At 32.7% G+C, this 2,785-nt stretch carries 4 protein-coding genes and 1 pseudogene; all 5 read right to left on the reverse strand.

The features are described from left to right. Nucleotides 1-343 (reverse strand): annotated as a pseudogene (locus tag MF4642_RS16290) (transposase); the annotation flags it as partial. A 492-nt stretch (nucleotides 344-835) separates the two neighbouring features. Next, nucleotides 836-1,159 (reverse strand): hypothetical protein, encoded by a 324-nt coding sequence (locus MF4642_RS16300; RefSeq protein WP_227518569.1) that lies wholly within the window; start codon nucleotides 1,157-1,159, stop codon nucleotides 836-838. After that, complete coding sequence (locus MF4642_RS16305; RefSeq protein WP_227518570.1) at nucleotides 1,152-1,523, reverse strand: hypothetical protein; 372 nt, start codon at nucleotides 1,521-1,523, stop codon at nucleotides 1,152-1,154. The genes MF4642_RS16300 and MF4642_RS16305 overlap by 8 nt, the downstream gene beginning before the upstream one ends. 91 nt (nucleotides 1,524-1,614) lie before the next feature. After that, nucleotides 1,615-2,385 (reverse strand): hypothetical protein, encoded by a 771-nt coding sequence (locus MF4642_RS16310; protein ID WP_004692636.1) that lies wholly within the window; start codon nucleotides 2,383-2,385, stop codon nucleotides 1,615-1,617. A 3-nt stretch (nucleotides 2,386-2,388) separates the two neighbouring features. Continuing rightward, nucleotides 2,389-2,785: DUF2345 domain-containing protein (locus tag MF4642_RS16315; protein ID WP_153041806.1), on the reverse strand; the 397-nt coding region annotated here is incomplete at its 5' end.

Consider the following 2,785-nt stretch of genomic DNA (forward strand, 5'->3'; position numbering starts at 1 on the left):
GCCCATCGCTACTTTTTTGGTAGCTGATTACAATATCAATATGCTTTTGTCTTCTACAAAGCGTGGTGTAATCTGGAGCTATCCAATTTAATCCGCAAAGTTTAATCAGACTTTGCACAAAGCCAGTAACCATACGTAAAGACAGACGAAATAAGGATTTAATCATTAAGCAGCATTGGATAGCTGCGTCGGAGTAGGTTTGATTTCGCCCTTGTTTGCCTTTTGATGGCGCATACTATTGCGCAGGATCAAACCAAAGGGCAATATTTCCGCGACTCATGAGTGCTCGGTTATATGCGGGCCAATTGGTTGTGCGGTAGATTTTATGTGTAGGCTTCTTCATTTGAAAATTATATCGCTGAAAAAGCCTTTACAGATAGGTTTGTGCAACAAAGCCGTTTGGTCGTATAAATCCAACACTTGCACCTAAACTATATTGTGAAAAAACTTAGCATTACTATTAATTAAATTTTCACTAGGGTTGCCAGCCACAACGCTAATAACATAATCAGCTTCATTCATTTCTTGTTCATGTTTGCTCATCGTCTCAGATGACGAATTACAAGCGGCTAAACTCGATAACAATGTGATTACCAAAAATCGAATAATTTTCATACAGCATACTAAAAAATATTAATAAATATACATGACGGCTTCATCTTCACTAATTGAATAACTTAGCTTTAGAAAAACCATATAAATCAATTTCATATTTAAACATATTTACCTTTATCCAATAATTAATAGTAACTTGATTTAAACAACCATATTAAGATTATTTAAACAAAAATATATTACTTAAAAAACCCACTTAATTTTATTTACTGCAAAACAATCAAATCATATTTTTTCTAAAATTAATATTACCACCATATGCATTTCTAGTCTGCCCCTCTAATATAATTTCATATTTTCCATTTTTAATGGGGGTCCCTTTAACTTCAATTGTATTATCACTATAAGGAGGCTCTCCAACACCAGTATTTAAAACCAGACCAGAATCATTAGTGATATTGCTATCAACAAGTAAGTCATCAACCAATATAACTTTCTCAATTTCAATTTTTTCATTGTATATTTGGTCAACATGCCCCACAGGCAACTCATTTGGTAAAATAGAAGGGGCATTGCCACATCCAACAAAAGCGAAGCTACTCAACAATATTATATTTTTTATACAGAATATTCTTAACATTAGCAGGAACATTTTTATCCTCATCAATAATACTTTTAATATCATTCTTATTTAAATTTATCTTTTTTAAAATTTCTGGCAGCATCATACTATCGATTGCCTCTACCTCTGATGGCTGTTTACTTATTTCCGGATTTTGTTCTTTAAAATCCAAACCCAAATCTCCGACCACATTAAAATATACTAAAACTCTTGTATTTAGAGAATCACTATCATTATATAATACTGTACCTTTAGGCAGTACATAATATCCTCCCTGACCTGATTCTTCACTAAGTGAATTAACCAAAATAGGTTTTTCTAATACATGTATCTCTTTCTTATCCATAAATAAATTTCCATTAAACAATAAAAAGGATAAAATCGTTCCTAATAAAAAGGTCAAACTATAACTAAATATTTTTTTGAAAAATAGCATTTCATCTTCTCATTCTCTCTGATGGTAATTTTGGCTGATTTTTTGAATGATAAAATTTTTTAACATTTACCTTAATAGCTACATCTTGGCTTTCAAGATAATCTTTAAGATTATCAGGTAAATACAAATAATTTGGTTCTTGATATTTTGCTTTCATTGCGGTTGACAACATTCGTCCAAGCACTTTTGTTGAATCAATATATTTACTAGAATTTTTGGTAAAATTTCTCAACCCTACATTCATTGCATTTAAACTTAATGTAGTGCAATTAGGTCCTAAAGCAAAATATGGATCAACCAATTTATATGTTGTCCTAATATCTGAAGTGTTTAACCTAATGCCCTGATCAGTTAATTTTTTAAAAAAATTCATAATATTAAGAACGCTTTGCGGCTGAACATAATAAATATACTCATAAGTTGTTCTTGTTTTGCTTGTTCCATAGCCACAAGCATTTTCACCTTGAATATATCTAGAAAAGCTCCACCATAATCTTAAAATCCCCTCGCCTCTGGGGCTACTAGCGCCATTCAAAGTGATTCCTAACCCCAACTCTTCTGAGTAAGTCTTACCATATCTGCCAAAGTCATAGACAATGACTGGTACATCTTTATTTTCCGTAAATATTGCTACAGCCGTATGTCCATAAGGGGATTCATGCTCACCATCACCATATGAACTACCGATTAATAACGATATCTGATAAAGCCCGATAGGAACTTGATATTGTGGATCACTTTCAAAAGGAACTGTACGAATGGTCTTACTCACCTCCTACTCTCCCTTTATTTTTTTCAAAATTTCATCAACTTCATCATTTCCGATTAGCACTTCTAAATCGGTATCTTCCGTAGTTGTTATAATTTCTGTTAAACCATCAATATTAGTGATGCCTTGAAGGATTTCATTTGTTGTTTTATTTTTAACCCTATATTTGTAATAGCTTAATGGCTGACTAGAAATTTCATCGTGAAATAAAAAACGCCTATGAAATTTTTTACTTCTAAGATCTGGTAAAATCATAAAACTATCTTCTATTCTACCCCCACCCAAAAACTGATGCTGCCCCGCTTTGACCTCAAACTTTCCAGCAGTGGTCGGTAATACCCCTGCACCACTAATCTCAATTTGACTACCACCAGCAGTTAGCACGATTTTCTTATTGGCCTTA

The sequence above is a fragment of the Acinetobacter sp. MF4642 genome (assembly GCF_002018925.1).
Taxonomy (GTDB): domain Bacteria; phylum Pseudomonadota; class Gammaproteobacteria; order Pseudomonadales; family Moraxellaceae; genus Acinetobacter; species Acinetobacter johnsonii.